Below are 16,112 nucleotides of genomic sequence, written 5' to 3' on the forward strand. Positions count from 1 at the left end.
CGGTGGCTCCGACTCGCCCCCCGGAACCGGGAGAATGCCCGCGTGACGAGGGATGACGCTCGCAGGATCCGCTGGGAGGAGCGCACGCGCGTTCCGTTCATCGCGCTCGCGTTCGTCTACCTCGCGGCATGGACGGTCGTCGCGATCGACGAGCGACGGGTCTCGGTGACGAGCCTTGTCGCGATCATCGTGCTACTGCTCGTCTGGCTGACCTTCATCGTCGACTACATCGTGCGCCTCGCGCTTGCCGGCGACCGCGTCTCGTTCGTGGCCAAGAGCGTGCCGGACCTCGTCGCGGCCATCCTGCCCGCGTTGCGTCCCGTCGTGCAGCTGCGGTTTCTCGCGAGCGTGCCGTACTTCCGGCGTCGCACGGGCTCGGCGCAGCGCCTGCGGGTCGTCATCCTGATGGTCGCCTTCGCCGTCGTCTTCGTCTACTCGATGTCGCTGGCGGTGCTGGTCGCCGAGCGGGATGCGGATGGCGCGGTGATCCTCACGTTGCCGGACGCGCTCTGGTGGGCGTGCGTGACGCTCTTCACGGTGGGATACGGCGACCTCTACCCCGTGACCGTGATCGGTCGGCTCTGGACGATCCTGCTGATGATCGGAGGTGTCGGCATCATCGGTTCCACCTCCGCGCTCGTGGTCAGCTACCTGGGCGACCGCGTGAACCCGCCCCGAGACGACGAGACCGCGCACCCGGCCGGACCTGAGAGGCCGGACGCGGGCGCGCGGTCATAGTCGGACGGGCGCTCAGCTCAGGAGAGCGCCTTGGCCTTCAGCGACTCGAACTCCGCCTGGGAGATCGCGCCCGCGTCGAGCAGCGCCTTCGCCTTGGCGATCTCGTCGGTCGGGGTGGCCGTTCCAGCAACGTCGCGGATGTACTTCTCGGCGATCTGCGCCTGCGCGTCGGCCTGTCGCTGGCTGCGCTCCGCCATGCCCCGTCCGCGGGCGATCAGGTAGACGAGCGCCGTGAGGAAGGGCAGGAAGATGAGGAAGACGATCCAGAGTGCCTTCCACCAGCCGTTGAGCGTGTTGTCGCGGAACAGGTCGCCGATGATCGAGAAGATCGCGAACAGGTAGGCGATGAACGCGAAGATCCAGAACATCAGGAGGATCAGATCCCAGACGTTGTTGAGGAAAGACATCGTGGTGGTTCCTTTCTGGCGGCGGCCTCCCTGCGAGACGCCTTGGCCCATTTCTACACCCCGGAGGCGAACGCATCCATGGCGATCTGAGGCGTGCATTCGCCACCCGCGCACGCTAAACTTGAGTCCCCGACACTCAACTTCGACCGACGGAGAACCATGGCCAACATGCAGGGTGCCCCCTCCACACAGGAGGAGCAGAAGAGCGCTCTGGAGCAGTACGGCGTCAACCTCACGCAGATCGCGCAGAGCGGCAAGCTCGACCCCGTGATCGGGCGCGACGCCGAGATCCGCCGCATCAGCCAGGTGCTCACTCGGCGAACGAAGAACAACCCCGTGCTCATCGGCGAGCCGGGCGTCGGCAAGACTGCCGTCGTGGAAGGGCTCGCCCAGCGCATCGTCGCGGGCGATGTCGCCGATTCCCTCAAGGGCAAGCAGCTCGTGGCGCTTGACTTGGCGGCTCTCGTCGCGGGGGCCAAGTACCGCGGCGAGTTCGAGGAGCGGCTGAAGGCCGTGCTCAAGGAGATCGACGAGTCCGACGGCCAGGTGATCACCTTCATCGACGAGCTGCACACGCTCATGGGCGCGGGCGGCGGCGAGGGGTCCGTCGCGGCGGCGAACATGCTGAAGCCGATGCTCGCGCGCGGCGAGCTGCGGCTCATCGGGGCCACGACCCTCAACGAGTACCGCGAGTACATCGAGAAGGATGCGGCTCTCGAGCGGCGCTTCCAGCCCGTGTACGTCGGCGAGCCCTCCGTGGAAGACACCGTCGCGATCCTGCGCGGTCTCAAGGAGCGTTACGAGGCGCACCACAAGGTCGCGATCGCCGACAGCGCGCTCGTCGCTGCGGCGGCGCTCAGCAACCGCTACATCACTGCGCGGCAACTGCCCGACAAGGCGATCGACCTCATCGACGAGGCGGCGAGCCGGCTCAAGATGGAGATCGACTCCTCGCCCGTCGAGATCGACGAGTTGAAGCGCGCAGTCGACCGCCTCACGATCGAGGAGCTCGCGCTCAAGAAGGAGAAGGACGCGGCCTCGCGTGAGCGCCTCGAGAAGTTGCGCGCCGACAAGGCCGCGAAGGAGCAGGAACTCGACGCCCTGCAGACGCGCTGGCAGGCAGAGAAGCACACGCTGCACAGCGTCGGCGACCTGAAGTCGCGCCTCAACGACGCGCGCATCGAACTCGACCGGGCCATGCGCGAGCAGCGCTATCAGGACGCCTCGAAGCTCAACTACGAGACGATCCCCGCGATCGAGAACCAGCTGCTCCGGGCGGAGGCGATGGAGCAGCAGGGCCCGCGCATGGTCAACGACCAGGTGACCGACGAGGACATCGCCGCGGTCGTGGCCGCCTGGACCGGCATCCCGGTCGACAAGCTGCGCCAGGGCGAGACCGAGAAGCTTCTGAACCTTGAGAACGAGCTCGCGAAGCGGCTGATCGGGCAGCGGGATGCGGTGCGCGCCGTCTCCGAGGCGGTCCGCCGCACGCGCGCCGGCATCGCCGACCCCGACCGGCCGACAGGGTCGTTCCTGTTCCTCGGCCCGACGGGCGTCGGCAAGACCGAGCTCGCGAAGGCGCTCGCGGCCTACCTGTTCGACGACGAGAAGGCGCTCGTGCGCATCGACATGTCGGAGTACGGCGAGAAGTTCGCCGTGTCCCGCCTCGTCGGCGCCCCTCCCGGATACATCGGCTACGAGCAGGGTGGCCAGCTGACCGAGGCGGTGCGCCGGCGCCCCTACTCGGTGATCCTGCTCGACGAGGTCGAGAAGGCACACCCCGAGGTCTTCGACGTGCTTCTGCAGGTGCTCGACGACGGCCGCCTCACCGACGGCCAGGGGCGCACGGTCGACTTCCGCAACACGATCCTGATCCTCACCTCGAACCTCGGCAGCCAGGTGCTCGTCGACCGCGAGCTGAGCTGGGACCGCAAGCACGATGCCGTCCAAGAGCTGGTACGGCAGGCCTTCAAGCCGGAGTTCGTGAACCGCCTCGACGACATCGTCATCTTCGCGCCGTTGTCGGAGGCCGACCTCGGCCAGATCGTGTCGCTCTACGTCGATCGGCTGGAGCGCCGCCTCGCAGAGCGACGCCTGCAGCTTGCGGTCACGCCCGACGCGCGGGCGTGGCTCGCGGAGCGCGGCTACGACCCGATCTACGGTGCACGCCCGCTGCGGCGGCTCATGCAGCACGAGATCGATGACCGGCTGGCGAGCGCCCTGCTCGCGGGGGACATACGCGACGGCGACACCGTGCGCGTCGACCTCGAACGCGCGGGCGGCGGTCTGGTGGTGTCGCGCTTCGACGACTGAGGTCGGCGCACGGCGGTCGCCGCACGGCGCCCCCGCGCTACGGCGGCGTCCCCCGGAAGGTGACACGCCTCGCAGTCTGCCCCCCGAACGTTGAGCGGGGTCCGCACGGCTGTCCCCCGATCGCGGATCAGGTCCCCTGAGATGCCGAACGGGGGACTCGGCGTATCACGCCGCGGTCCCCCGTAGTGCCGACCCGGAGGCGGCTACTCGGCGGAGGACGCCGACGAGTCGCGGTCTGCGGCGCGCAGCTGCTCTTCGATCTCGGCGATGATCATGTCGGTCGTGCGGGTGTCCTGCACGCTCGTCATGAACGTCTCGAGGGCGTCGCGATCCTCGCGCAGGGCGTCGAGTCGCTCCACGGTGCGCAGAAGCAGCCGGTCGATGTGCTCGGCCGTCTTGGCGCTCGCCTCGGTCGACCGCATCCGGGCCTGCTCGAGGAGCCCGGCGGCAGCGTGCTGTGCGTCGGCGATGATCTCCTCGGCGGTGGACGACGCCCGCAGCTGCACGGACTCCGACTCGCTCGCGATCACGTTCGCGCGGCGGCTGATCTCGGAGGCCTTCGCGTTGGCCTCGTCGAGCACGCTCTGCGCGAGCGCCTGAGCCTCTTCGTAGCGCTGAGTGAGCTCGGTCTCGGACTCCTCCACCCGACGGCGGATCGACTCCTCGATCTCGAGGCGGCGGCGCTGCGCCTGCTCGACACGTTCGGCGGCAGCGGCGCGTTCCGTCTCAATCTCGGCGTGAAGATTCGACCGTGCGGCTGCGATCTCGCGCTCAGCCTGAGCGATGAGCGCCGCACCTGCGCGCTTGGCGCCCGCGAGGCGCTCTGCCGCCTCCTGCAGCTCCGAGTTCGCCCGAAGGGTTGCGTCGGCCGCGTACGACTCGCTCGCGAGCCGCATCTCCGTGGCCCGCGACTCGGCCTCGGCGACGAGCTGATCGGCGTGCGCCGACGCCTCACGCTCGAGTCGGGCCGCGCGCGTGCCGGCGTTGCGCTTCGTGCGCTCCGCCTCGGTTCGCGCCTCCTCGACGAGACGGTTCGCCTTCTCCTCTGCGAGACGCAGGACCTCTTCGAACTGCGCGCCGAGCGACGCGTAGTTGGGCTTGGCGGGCAGGCGCTTGATCTGAGCCTTGAGGAGCTTGATCTCCTGCTTCGTCTCCGAGAGCTCGGCGGCGAGCGCGGCATTGTGATCGGCGCGAGAGCTGATCTCGCGGCGCAACTGCCGAAGCTCGCGCTCCACGTCGGCCTTCGCGTACCCCCGGAAGGCGACCGGGAACGAGCTGGTCATTTCTGCGGACATGAATCCAGATACTCCTCCCTCGTCGCCGGTGGTCAGGTGGAGTTGTCGTGAGATAGTTGACGCCCCGATCCGAACACCTGGCACGCCGACGTGCGAGATCGGCCGCAGCGGATGGCGCGCGTGACCCGAATATCGCCCGAAGAACAAGGGGCTCAGACAGGGGGCGACGCCGGAGACACGGAAGGGGGATCCACGTCTCCGGCGTCGGAATGGGGGACGCACCACCCGAACACGGTGCTGTCCCCGATATCGCCAAACGACTGGCGAACCCCCCCGGATCCGCACGATCGCCGCATGGCAGCGCAAGCATCGCACCAAATGTGGAAGCGAGGGACATGGCCGTCGTTCTAAGGTTGACACTACCTCAGGGATGTTCTGGGGCGGGTGCTCGCCGTTTCGTAACGGATGCGAAACGCGAGTCCCCCAGAATGATCGAAGGGCCACCGGGAGGCCCCTCGCGCCCCGGCCGGGACACCCCTTTTGGGGGACGATTCATTCCTGGGTTGACATCTGAGTAGAGCCATCCGAACGGGTGGATGACCATTGGGCTCGGGGAACATCTCGAGAGGGGAACGGATGCAGACGCATGTAGGTCGAGGGCGCGACCTGCTGCTGGGCCGGCGCACCGATTCCGAGCGGCTTCGCCGCGCCGGACGCGCCCTCGGGATCAGTCGCGTCGTCGTGGTCGCCGTCGCCCTCATGTTCCTGAGGTACGAGTTCCCGGTGACGCCCCTCCAGGTGGTGGCCATCGGGGTGACCGTCGCCATCATCGTCCTCGCTCTGCTGCTCTCCCACATGCACCCCGAGGCCGCGACGGTCGTCGGACTTCTCGGAACGATGCTGCTCGTCGTGCCGATCGTGGTGTTCTCGCAGGTGGCGGTGGACCTCGCCCGAATGCGCGGGGGTCGCGTCGCGTGGGGGGCGGGTCTCGCGGCCGTCCTGATCGCAGTCGCGACGACGATCGTGAAGTCGAACGGCATACCCGACCTCATGACGACCATCCAAGTCGCCTCGGCGATGCTGATCGCGGGACTCGGCGCGGTGTTGAAGACGATCGAGGAGCGCAACCATCACGCCCTCCGTGAAGCCGGGGCTCAGCGCGAGCGCGAGAACCTCACCCAGGAGATCCACGACGGTCTCGGCCGACGTCTCGCGCTCATCAACCTCCGCATGCAGGCGCTGAGCGATGAGCGGATCCAAGAGAACCACGACTTCCAGCAGATCACCGAGGAGATCCACCGCACCTTCGGCGATCTCCGGAGCCTCGTGGAGACAGGAGAGCGCGCCGAGTACGATGCGCCGCTCTCGGACTTCCGGGCGTTCGCGGACGACATCCGTCGGCTCGGCATCCCCATCCAGGTGCTCGAGGACCCCGCCATCGACGCGCTCGGCACCGAGGTCCGCGAGGTGGTGGGGCTGATCTGCCACGAGGGTCTGCTCAACGCCGTCAAGCACGGTGATGCGGGACCCGTGCGGCTCTCCGCGGTGATCGACCCGGAGGACTCCGCCGTCGAGGTCGTCATTCGCTCGCAGCTGCGGTCGGGGCGCGCGAAGTCCACGCCGATCGCCTCGGGCGGCTACGGCCTCCGCGCTCTGCGTCGCATCGCGGCGACAGCCGGCGGCGAGCTCGAGACCTTCTCCTCGGATGGCGATTTCGTGCTCCACGCGCGCATCCCGAGCGATTCCGCCGGAGCACGTCCTATCACCGAGGCAGGAACACGATGACCAAGCGCATTCTGATCATCGACGACGACCCGCTCGTGCGTCTCGCCCTCCAGGGTCTGCTCTCGCGGGTCCCCGGCGTGAGCGTCGTGGGTGAGGCCGCCGACGGCGGTAGCGCGATCCGGGTGCTGCGGTCGCAGGAAGTCGACATCGTGCTGCTCGACATTCAGCTCCAGCAGCTGAGCGGCTTCGCGGTGGCACCGGCGATCCGGGGCCAGTTCCCGAACGTCCGGATCGTGATGATGACCACCTTCAGCCCCGACCGGTTCGAGGCCCACGCGGCTGCGACGGGCGCCGATGGCTTCTTCCGCAAGTCGGCCCACGCACAGGAGATCATCGCGGCCGTGCTCGGCACGGAACGCCGTGCCGCCCCCGCCCGGTCGATGGGCCCGCGGATCAGCCCGCGGGAGCGCGACGTGGGCGAGATGATCGCCCAGGGCCGCTCCAATGAGCAGATCGCCGCGGCCCTCGGCGTCAGCGTCAACACCGTCAAGACCTACGTGTCACGACTGTTCGTGAAGTTCGGTGTGGTGAACCGCGTGCAGCTGTCGAATGCGGTCAACGGCGTCTATCGCGGGGGCGGTTCGGCCACCGGATCCTGACCCCCGATTCGCCCGGGCGTCCTGCCCCCGAAGAAGGGTCATCTAGGCGAGGACAGCCGCACGCGTACCCCGGATCGCTTTTTGCGAGCTTCCCTAGCATCTGCTGAGGACGACGAGACGGAGACCGGCGGTGCACAGATCGCACGCTGTCGATGACGACGGGACGGACGCTTTCGAGCGACGGCTCGCCGGTCGGCGCGCCCTCGTGGTCGCCTCGCTCGGCAGTCTGCTCGATCAGGCCATCCGGTGGAGCCGGCGGATGCACCTCGCCGACGACAGCGTCTTCGTGACGTTCGACGATCCGCACGCTCGCGCCGTGCTCGCAGGGCAGGCGGTCAGCTACCTCGATCACGTGCGACCCCGTGACTGGCGCGGCGCCGCTCGTGCCGCGCTGCTGCTCTGGCGGCTGGTGCCGCCGCGTGATCCCGAGATCGTGATCTCGACCGGCGCCGCGGTCGCGCTCGCCGTCTGGCCGGCGGCGTATCGCTACAAGATCCCGATGCACTACATCGAGTCGGTGGCCCGCGTCAGCGGACCGAGCCTCACCGGGCGGATTCTGCGCCTGTTGCCGGGGGTGGAGACCTGGACTCAGCACGACTACGGCCTGCGGGGGTGGAGACAGGCGCCGTCACTGCTCGGCGACTACCGGTCAGAGCCGGTCTCGGCAGCACGCGTCGACATCGACCGACCGTTGCGGATTCTGGTGAGCGTCGGCGTGATCCGCCCGTACCGCTTCGATCGCCTGGTCGAGAGCGTCCTCGCGGTGCTCGGACCCGACGACGAGGTCACCTGGCAGCTCGGCTCGACCGACCGCACTGATCTTCCGGGGCGCACCGTTCCCTGGCTCGACCCCCTGCAGGTGGCGGAGCTCGCGGGCGGCGTCGACGTGGTGATCGCCGATGGTGCGGTGGGCGTGCTGCTCGATGTGCTCGAAGCGGGCCGGCTTCCGATCGTCGTGGATCGCCGGATGCGTGACGCGGAGCACGTGGACGACCACCAACGCGAGATCGCCGAGCTGCTCGAGGGTCGCGCTCTCGCCATCCGGGGCGACGCCGGACTCACTCGCGGTGACCTGCTCCGCGCGGCGGCGTGGCGCGTGGTGCGTGAGGCGCCTCAGGAGGCGGCTCCCGTCTGAGGCTCAGCCTCGCACGAGCTGCGCGATGCGCCCCGGCCCCTCCGGGTCCTGCAGGCTCGTCGTATCGCCGAGGGGGCGTCCGTCGACGATGTCGCGCAGCAGGCGTCGCATGATCTTGCCGGAGCGGGTCTTCGGCAGTTCGGGCACGAGGTGGATCTCGCGGGGCTTCGCGATCGGCCCGATCACGCGCGCCACGTGGTTGCGCAGCTCGACGATGGTGTCGGGCCCCGTCTCGCGTGCCGGGATCACGAACGCCACGATGGCCTCGCCGGTGACGGCGTCGTCGGCACCGGTCACCCCGGCTTCGCCGACGAGGGGATGCGCCACGAGCGCCGACTCGATCTCGATCGTCGAGAGGCGGTGCCCCGAGACGTTGATGACGTCATCCACACGACCGAGCAGCCACACGTCGCCGTCGGCGTCCACTTTCGCCCCGTCGCCCGAGAAGAAGTAGCCGAGCTCGGCGAAGCGCCGCCAGTACGAGTCGAGGTAGCGCTGCGGATCACCCCACACCGTTCGGGCGAGCGCCGGCCACGGATCCGGGATCACGAGGTATCCCCCCGCGCCGGCGGGGACCTCCGCACCTTGCTCGTCGACCACGAGCGTCCGAAGGCCGGGGAGCGCGCGGGTCGCCGAGCCGGGCTTGATCGTGCTGAGCCCCGGGATCGGCGCCATGACCGCCGCGCCCGTCTCCGACTGCCACCAGGTGTCGATGATGGGAGCGCGCCCCGCACCGAGGTGCTCGCGGAACCACATCCACGCCTCGGGGTTGATCGCCTCGCCCACCGAGCCGAGCAGCCGGATGCTCGAGAGGTCGTGATCCGCGGGCGCGCCGTCGGGGAACCAGGTCATGAGCGTCCGCACGAGCGTCGGGGCCGTGTAGTAGACGGTCACCCCGTAGCGCTCGATGATCTCGAAATGACGGGTGCGCCGCGGGGCGTCCGGTGTTCCCTCGTAGATCACCTGCGTCGTCGCGTTCGCGAGAGGTCCGTAGAGCTCGTACGTGTGGGCCGTCACCCACGCGAGGTCGGCGGTGCACCAGTGCACGTCGTCCGGCTTCGCGTCGAACGCGGCCCAGTGCGTCCAGGCGGCCTGGGTCAGGTAGCCACCGCTCGTGTGCACGAGCCCCTTCGGCTTCCCCGTGGTGCCGGAGGTGTAGATGATGAACAGCGGCGTCTCGGCGGGGAACGCCTCGGCCTCGTGGGTCGCGGGTTGGCGGTCGACGAGCTCGTGCCACCACACGTCGCGGCCGTCGGTCCAGGGGATGTCGTCACCGGTGCGGCGCACGACGAGCACGTGCTCCACGTGCGCGAGGCCGGCGACCGCGTCGTCCGCGTTCTGCTTCACCGGAACCGCCGCGCCTCGGCGGAACTGACCGTCGGAGGTGATGAGCAGCTTCGCGCCGGTGTCGGCCACCCGGAAGCGCAGAGCCTCGGCCGAGAAGCCCCCGAATACGAGCGAGTGAACCGCCCCGATGCGAGCCACGGCGAGTGTCGCGATGACCGTCTCGAGAAGCACGGGCAGGTAGATCACCACGCGATCACCGGACCGGATGCCGAGTTCGGTGAGGGCGTTCGCCGCCCGCGCCACCTCCTCCTGCAGCTCGGCGAAGGTGAGGGTGCGCCGATCGCCGGGCTCACCCTCCCAGTGGTACGCGACCTTGTCGCCGAGGCCCGCCTCGACGTGCCGGTCGACGCAGTTCACCGCGACGTTGAGCGTGCCATCGGCGAACCACTCCGCGCGCGGCGGGCGCGGCTCGCCGTCCGGCCCGAGGGGCGGAGTCCAGTCGAGAGTGCGGGTGAACGGCGTCTCCCAGCGGAGGCGCCGAGCCGCGTCGGCCCAGAACGCCACAGGGTCGCTCGCCGCGCGCCGCCACGCGTCTGGATCGACGTTCGACGTCGCGGCGAGCTCCGCGGGCGGAGGGAACGCCCGCGTCTCGACCAGCAGCTCGTGGATGGGGGCGTCGCGTGTCACGCGACCGACGGTATCCGCCGCCGGGCGCTCCGCCGAATCCGCCCGTCACACACGGCAACTCTCGACGAGGGTCAGGCGTGTGGGGGCTTCAGGACAGCGCCGGGATCACCTGCTCCTCGAAGAGCGCGACGCCGCTGCGGTCGTACGCCGACTCCGGGAAGTAGTGGATGCTGTACCCCAGCCCGAGCGCCTGCCGCGCGCGGAGCACCTCGATGATCTCGTCCGGCGTGCCCGCGATGCCCTCGTTCGAATCGATGCTCCGGTACTGCGCGACGACTTCGGCGGCCTTCGCATCGCCGATCACCTCCGAGAGGCGAGCCTCGTAGTTGTCGACCCGGCGGTGCACGTCGGCGCTCGTCTCGCCGACGATCGTGGCGAAGTTGCTCGATCGGGTGATCGCGTCGAAGTCGGTGCCGAGCGTCTCGCAGTGCTGTCGCAAGACCTCGCTCTTGTGGGCGAACGACTCGGCGCCGCCGTTGAAGTTCGTGTAGCTCGCGTACTGCGCCGCGATCTTCAGCGTCACCTTCTCGCCGCCTCCGGCGATCCACATCGGGATGCCGCCCTCCTGGAGCGGCTGCGGCTGCACGATCGCGCCGTCCACCTTCCAGAACTCGCCGTCGAGGCTCGCGCTACCGGTCGTCCACGCCTGGTGCATCACCTCGACGCCCTCGCGCAGCATCCGCAGACGAGCGGGGGCGTCGGGGAAGCCGTACCCGTAGGCGCGCCACTCGTGCTCGTACCAGCCGGCGCCGATGCCCATCTCGACGCGACCGCCGGAGATGATGTCGACGGTCGAGGCGACCTTCGCGAGGTAGGCGGGGTTGCGGTATCCGACGCACGTGCACATCTGGCCGAGGCGCACCCGCGACGTGGAGGCCGCGAGTGCCGACATGAGCGTCCAGGCCTCATGGGTGGCCTCGTCGCTCGGGACGGGCGTCGTGTGGAAGTGGTCGTAGATCCAGATGGACTCCCAGGGCCCCTCTTCGGCTGACCGCGCCAAGTCGTGCATGACGCCCCAGTGCCGAGCAGGATCGATCCCCACCAGATCGAACCGCCAACCCTGGGGAATGAAGATGCCGAACCTCACGCGTGTGCCTCCTTCTGGGCGGTGCCGCCCTCGATCTCGATCAGCTGGTCTCGGACCTTGCGCCGGAGGACCTTGCCGATCATCGACTTCGGCAACTCCTCGACGACGTGCACCCGGCGGGGCACCTTGTAGGCCGCGAGCTGACGCTTCGCCCAGGCCCGCAGCGCCTCGGTGTCGATCTGCGCGCCCGGTGCCAGCACGACGGCCGCCACCACGTGCTCCCCGTCACGGGCGTCCGGGATGCCGACGATCGCGACATCCTCGATGCCGTCGTACGCCCGCAGGGTGTCCTCGACCTCGGACGGCGCCACGTTGAATCCGCCGGTGATCACGAGCTCCTTGATGCGATCGCTGATGGTGACGAAGCCGTCGTCATCGACGGTGACGATGTCACCCGTGCGGAACCAGCCGTCGGTGAACACCTCGGCGGTCGCCTCCGGCTTGTTCCAGTAGCCCGTGAACACCTGCGGCCCGCGCACCACGAGTTCGCCGGGCGTCCCGGGCTCGACATCGCGCGTCGGTTCGTCGGGGTCCACGACCCGCAGCTCGGTGCCCGGCAGCGGCAGCCCCACGGTGCCGATCCGGCGGTTCGGTGCGACCGGGTTCGCCATGAGCACGGGCGAGCATTCGGAGAGCCCGTAGCCCTCGACGAGGTATCCGCCCGTGAGCGCCTCCCAGGGTTCGACGACCGCGGACTGCAGCGGCATCGCGCCCGAGATGGCGATCTCGATCCCCGCGAGCGAGACGCCCTTCTCTTCTGCGGCTTTCCGCAGGCGGTCGTAGAGCGGGGGCACGGCGGGCAGGAAGGTCGGAGGCCGCTTGCGGAAGACGGGCAGCACCAGATCCGGATCCGGCTTCGGGAACAGGACGAGCCGCGCGCCCATGCTCATCGCGAAGGTGAGGCAGAGGGTGAGCCCGTAGGCGTGGAAGAGGGGCAGTACCGCGTGCACGCTCGCCGAGCCGCGCGGCACCGCCGGAACCCATGCGCGCGCCTGAGCCGCGTTCGCCACGAGGTTGCGGTGGCTGAGCGCGGCACCCTTCGGCGATCCGGTCGTGCCGCTCGTGTACTGGATGAGGGCGATGTCCTCGGGCGCCGGACCGGCGATCTCCGCGGGGATGCCGGGACCGTCGAGCAGGGCCTCCCACGGGGTCGTGCCCTGCACCTCGATCGTCAGCTCGGCGCGACTCGTGCGCGCGCGCTCGATCGGGAGCTTGAGGAGCGCACGCATCCGCAGCGGGAACGCCCGCGTCATGTCGACCGACACGATCGCGTCGAGCGCCAGGTCGCTCGGGAAGTCCTGCAGGGTCGGCACCGTCTTGTCCCATGCGATCGCGACGCGTGCGCGGTGATCCTCGAACTGATGGCGCAGCTCACGCGGCGTGTAGAGCGGGTTGTGCTCGACGACGATCGCGCCGATCCGGAGGATCGCGTAGAACGCGATGACGTGCTGCGGGCAGTTCGGCAGCACGAGCGCGACCCGATCGCCTCGGCGCACCCCGAGACGGCGCAGGCCCTCCGCGGCGCGCGCGATGTGGTCGGCGAGCTCGGCGTAGCGGGTCTCGCGTCCGAAGAACTCGAGGGCGACGTGGTCGGCGTACCTGGCGGCCGATTCGGTGATGAGATCGGAGAGCGTGCCCGGGGGCACCTCGAACTCGCGGGGCACGCCGTCGGCGTAGGAGTCGAGCCAGGGCATCTCTGCGGGCGACCTCGTCACCCGGAAAGCCTACGCCGCGGCATCCGCGCCCGGCACGCGGTGCGCCCGGGGTGCCCGCTAGCGGGTGAGCTCCTCGCGGATGGCGGTCACGAAGCCGTCGACGTCGGCTTCCGTCGTGTCGAAGGCCGTCATCCAGCGCACCTGGCCGGCGGCCCGGTCCCAGTCGTAGAAGCGGTAGCGCTCGCGGATGCGGTCGGCTGCGTCGTTCGCGAGCACCGCGAACACGGCGTTCGCCTGCGTCGGCTGGCTGAACGCGAGGCCCGGGATCGATCCCTCGGCGATCCCCGCCTCGAGCGAGCGGCGCAGCCGGGCGGCCATCCGGTTGGCGTGCGCCGCCGCTTCGAGGCCGACGCCGTCCTCGAACAGCGCGAGCAGCTGTGCGCTGAAGAAGCGCATCTTGCTCGCCAGCTGCATCGTCGTCTTCCGCAGGCGCACGATGTCGGAGACCCGGTCCGGGTTCAGCACCACGATCGCCTCGACGCCGAGGGCGCCGATCTTCGTGCCGCCGAAGCTCAGCACGTCGACCCCGGCATCCGTGGTGAACTCCCGGAACGGCACGCCGAGCGCGGCGGCCGCGTTCCAGATGCGTGCGCCGTCCATGTGCACCGCGAGGCCCGCCGCGTGGGCGGCATCCGCGAGACGGCGCACCTCCTCGGGCGTGTAGAGCGTGCCGAGCTCGGTGGTCTGGGTGATCGACACCGCGGCGGGTTCGGCGCGGTGCTCGTCGTCCATGCCCCACGCCTCCGTGGCGAGCAGTTCGGGGGTCAGCTTGCCGTCGGGCGTCGGCACCACGAAGAGCTTGAGACCTGCGACCTTCTCGGGCGCCCCGCCCTCGTCGGTGTGGATGTGCGCGGTCGAGGTGGCGATCACCGAGCCCCACCGGGGGAGCAGCGCCGTGAGTCCCACAACGTTCGCGCCGGTGCCGTTGAACACCGGGAAAACCTCGGCCTGCTCGCCGAACTCCCTCCGGACGACCTCCGAGAGGCGGCGCGTGTAGTCGTCTCCGCCGTAGGCGATCTGGTGGCCGCCGTTCGCGTCGTGCAGGGCCTCGAGGACCTGCGGATGGATGCCGGCGTAGTTGTCGCTCGCGAAGCCGCGGAAGGAGGTGTCGTGGATGCTCACCCCTCCATTCTCAGCCGCGCAGCGCCTCCGCGAGCTTCACACGCTGTCCGGTGCGCAGCAGGGAGTTCTCGTAGATACGCGCACCGAGGGCGATCACACCCGCGCACGACACCGCGAGGATGCCGAGCGAGACGATCGGCTCCCACCATTCGGCCGTTCCGAGGAACAGCCGCAGCGGCATCCCGACGGGTGCCGAGAACGGCACGTACGACATGATCGTGACGACGAGGTCGTTGTCGTTGAAGAACACGACCACGAAGTACGGGATCATCACGAGCATCGTCACGGGCGTGGTCGTCGATCCGATGTCCTCCAGTCGCGACACCATCGCGCCGGTGGCGGCGAAGAGCGAAGCGAGGAGCACGAACCCGAGCACGAAGAACACCGCGAACCACACGAACGGCGCGCCGAGGCCGGTGAGCAGGGCGGCCTGGCCGGTCGTCGTGAGGCCGATGATCGCGATCGACAGCAGCAGCGCGATCTGACCGAACGCGAGGATCGTGGTGCCGAGGATCTTGCCCGCGAGGAGCGCGCGGGTGGGGATCGCCGAGAGGAGGATCTCGACCACACGAGTCGCCTTCTCCTCGACGACGGACTGCGCGATCGTCTGCCCGAACGTCATCGCCGAGATGAAGAAGACGAGGCCGAAGCCGATCGCCACGAGGTAGCCGAGGAACCCGCCCGTGCCGCTCGTGTCGAGCAGCTCGACCGGCGGTGAGACGCTGAGGGCCTGGAGCACGCCGGTCGGCGCGCTGTCGTCGCCGATCACGGCGTAGCCGAGCGGCCCGTCGTCGGGGATCACCGCGGCGTCCACGTCGCCTGCCCGCACGAGGTCCTCCGCCGCCGCGCGGTCGGCCACCTCCGTGACCGTGAGGTCCGCTGCCGCAGGCAGCTGAACCCCTGCGACGACCGCGACCTTCGGGGCCTCCGCGCCCAGCGCGGTGACCGCGCTGATCACGACCGACCCGAGCAGCAGGAGCAGCAGGATGCCCGTCGAGACGAGGAAGGCGACGCTGCGCAGGCGCACCATGATCTCGCGCTGCGCGACGAGCCAGATCGTGCGGACCGTGGAGTACGGCTGGGCGATGGGGGCTGCGGTGCTCATCGCACGACCTCCTTGAAGATCTGGGAGAGGGTCGGATGCTGTCGAGAGAAGTCGGTGACCTCGCCGCGTTCGACGGCTGCACGGAGTACCCGGGAGGCGGCCTCGGGGGTCTCAGCGTCGAAGAGCGCGAACCCGCCGTCGGTCTCGATGACGTCGATGCCCGCCTCCTGCCGAAGCCACCCGGCGTCGGCAGAGGTCTGCAGCTGGTAGCGCAGCGAGGAGTGCTCGTCGCGGAGCTCCTCGCGGGGTCCTGCCGCGCGGATCGTGCCCTCGGAGATGATCACGAGGTCGTCGCAGAGGCGCTCGACGATGTCGAGCTGGTGGCTCGAGAACAGCACGGGAGCGCCCGCGCGCGCCCGCTCCAGCAGCACCTCGAGCACGACCTCGACCGCCATGGGGTCGAGTCCGCTGAACGGCTCGTCGAGGATGAGCACCTCGGGCTTGTGGACGAGGGCGGCGGCGATCTGCGCCCGCTGCTGGTTGCCGAGCGAGAGCTTCTCGACGGCATCTCCTGCGCGCTCCGCGAGCCCCAAGCGGCCGAGCAGGTCGTCCGTGCTGCGGCGGGCGTCATCCGCGGTGAGGCCGTGCAGTCGCGCGAGGTACACGAGCTGCTCCGCGAGCTTCATCTTCGGATAGAGGCCCCGCTCTTCGGGCATGTACCCGAACCGGCGCCGCCCCGTCGGGCCGAGCGGCGCGTCGTCGAGCGTGACCGAGCCTTCGTCGGCCTCGAGCACGCCCAGGATGATGCGCATCGTGGTGGTCTTGCCTGCTCCGTTGCCGCCGACGAAGCCCGTCATCCGGCCCGGAAGCACGTCGAAGCTCACGTCGTCGAGCACGCGCCGCGCGCCGTAGCTCTTGCCGACTCCTCGGATCTGCAGCACAGTCCCCTCCTCTGGT

13 protein-coding genes are annotated in these 16,112 nt (G+C 69.5%); 5 read left to right on the forward strand and 8 right to left on the reverse strand.

Translation table 11 applies throughout. The annotated features are described in order from the left end of the window. The first annotated feature begins 42 nt into the window (after window positions 1-42). Entirely contained in the window at window positions 43-738 is a 696-nt protein-coding gene (locus tag FVQ89_RS03410; RefSeq protein ID WP_147900501.1) for a potassium channel family protein, read from the forward strand. Between the two features lie 17 nt (window positions 739-755). Here FVQ89_RS03410 and FVQ89_RS03415 read toward each other — a convergent pair whose 3' ends face one another. Beyond that, window positions 756-1,145 carry an SHOCT domain-containing protein gene (locus tag FVQ89_RS03415; protein ID WP_187264879.1) on the reverse strand — a complete coding sequence of 130 codons (390 nt, stop codon included), beginning with the start codon at window positions 1,143-1,145 and terminating at the stop codon, window positions 756-758. 159 nt (window positions 1,146-1,304) lie between these two features. Between FVQ89_RS03415 and FVQ89_RS03420 the strand changes: the two genes are divergently transcribed. Continuing rightward, a complete protein-coding gene (locus tag FVQ89_RS03420; RefSeq protein WP_147900502.1) occupies window positions 1,305-3,458 on the forward strand; it encodes an ATP-dependent Clp protease ATP-binding subunit in 2,154 nt (717 codons plus the stop codon). Between the two features lie 203 nt (window positions 3,459-3,661). Here FVQ89_RS03420 and FVQ89_RS03425 read toward each other — a convergent pair whose 3' ends face one another. Beyond that, entirely contained in the window at window positions 3,662-4,753 is a 1,092-nt protein-coding gene (locus FVQ89_RS03425) for a hypothetical protein (RefSeq protein ID WP_147900503.1), read from the reverse strand. A gap of 576 nt (window positions 4,754-5,329) precedes the next feature. Here FVQ89_RS03425 and FVQ89_RS03430 point away from each other — a divergent pair. From FVQ89_RS03430 to FVQ89_RS03440, 3 genes are all read left to right on the forward strand, one after another. Continuing rightward, window positions 5,330-6,478, forward strand: coding sequence for a sensor histidine kinase (locus FVQ89_RS03430; protein ID WP_147900504.1), 1,149 nt, complete (start codon window positions 5,330-5,332; stop codon window positions 6,476-6,478). After that, the gene (locus FVQ89_RS03435; RefSeq protein ID WP_147900505.1) at window positions 6,475-7,077 is read left to right on the forward strand and encodes a response regulator transcription factor; all 603 of its coding nucleotides are present in this window, start codon (window positions 6,475-6,477) and stop codon (window positions 7,075-7,077) included. Before FVQ89_RS03430 ends, FVQ89_RS03435 begins: the two co-directional genes overlap by 4 nt. A gap of 130 nt (window positions 7,078-7,207) precedes the next feature. Beyond that, on the forward strand, window positions 7,208-8,212 hold the full coding sequence (locus tag FVQ89_RS03440) for a hypothetical protein (RefSeq protein ID WP_147900506.1): 1,005 nt from the start codon (window positions 7,208-7,210) through the stop codon (window positions 8,210-8,212). Between the two features lie 3 nt (window positions 8,213-8,215). Here the strand turns inward: FVQ89_RS03440 and acs are convergent, their stop codons facing one another. The 6 genes from acs to FVQ89_RS03470 form a co-directional block, all read right to left on the reverse strand. Then, window positions 8,216-10,186, reverse strand: coding sequence for an acetate--CoA ligase (acs, locus tag FVQ89_RS03445; protein ID WP_147900507.1), 1,971 nt, complete (start codon window positions 10,184-10,186; stop codon window positions 8,216-8,218). 88 nt (window positions 10,187-10,274) lie between these two features. Then, the gene (locus FVQ89_RS03450) at window positions 10,275-11,273 is read right to left on the reverse strand and encodes an LLM class F420-dependent oxidoreductase (RefSeq protein WP_147900508.1); all 999 of its coding nucleotides are present in this window, start codon (window positions 11,271-11,273) and stop codon (window positions 10,275-10,277) included. Next, a complete protein-coding gene (locus tag FVQ89_RS03455; protein WP_147901470.1) occupies window positions 11,270-12,967 on the reverse strand; it encodes a long-chain-fatty-acid--CoA ligase in 1,698 nt (565 codons plus the stop codon). Before FVQ89_RS03455 ends, FVQ89_RS03450 begins: the two co-directional genes overlap by 4 nt. A 78-nt stretch (window positions 12,968-13,045) precedes the next feature. Next, window positions 13,046-14,110 carry a low specificity L-threonine aldolase gene (locus tag FVQ89_RS03460; protein ID WP_147900509.1) on the reverse strand — a complete coding sequence of 355 codons (1,065 nt, stop codon included), beginning with the start codon at window positions 14,108-14,110 and terminating at the stop codon, window positions 13,046-13,048. Between the two features lie 10 nt (window positions 14,111-14,120). Next, window positions 14,121-15,215, reverse strand: coding sequence for an ABC transporter permease (locus FVQ89_RS03465; protein WP_147900510.1), 1,095 nt, complete (start codon window positions 15,213-15,215; stop codon window positions 14,121-14,123). Then, entirely contained in the window at window positions 15,212-16,096 is an 885-nt protein-coding gene (locus FVQ89_RS03470) for an ABC transporter ATP-binding protein (protein WP_147900511.1), read from the reverse strand. The genes FVQ89_RS03465 and FVQ89_RS03470 overlap by 4 nt, the downstream gene beginning before the upstream one ends. Between the last annotated feature and the right edge of the window lie 16 nt (window positions 16,097-16,112).

This window comes from Homoserinibacter sp. GY 40078, assembly GCF_008017545.1.
In the GTDB taxonomy this organism is placed as follows: domain Bacteria; phylum Actinomycetota; class Actinomycetes; order Actinomycetales; family Microbacteriaceae; genus Homoserinibacter.